1 pseudogene is annotated in these 513 nt (G+C 42.9%); it reads right to left on the bottom strand.

The features are described 5' to 3' along the window. A pseudogene (locus ACVCXO_RS00465) lies at positions 1-513 on the bottom strand (hypothetical protein); the annotation flags it as partial.

The raw sequence follows: 513 nt of genomic DNA, 5'->3' as shown, positions 1-513 counted from the left end.
CCGGTTTCTGTTCCGTTTTGTATTCCATCACCATCTTCATCGTTATATACGGTTCCAGTTACCGTTCCTGCTGTAGTATAACCATCTATTCCTGCATCTACACTACCATTTGTTGGTACCGTTACTGATGTTGGTTCTGTTCCTTCTGTTAATGTTGCTCCAGTTGGTAAAGTAGTTGTATCTACTACGATATCTACTGTCCCTGCTGGTACTCCTGGAATAGTATACGTTCCATCCGCTGCTGTTGTTCCTGTTGGCTCTCCTGCGTCTAATACGCCATCGCCATCTAAATCAGCAAATACAGTTACTGGAGAAGTAAATCCGGTTTCTGTTCCGTTTTGTGTTCCATCACCATCTTCATCGTTATAGACTGTTCCGGTTACTGAACCAGCTGTAGTATAACCATCTGTTCCTGCTGCAACTGTTCCATTTACTGGTATCGTTACTTCCGTTGGTTCTGTTCCTTCTGTTAATGTCGATCCTACTGGTAAAGTAGTCGTATCTACTACGATA

It is taken from the genome of Lacinutrix sp. MEBiC02404 (assembly GCF_053601575.1).
Note: the sequence above shows the minus strand (reverse complement) of the source record. Positions and strands in the feature narration are given on the sequence as shown.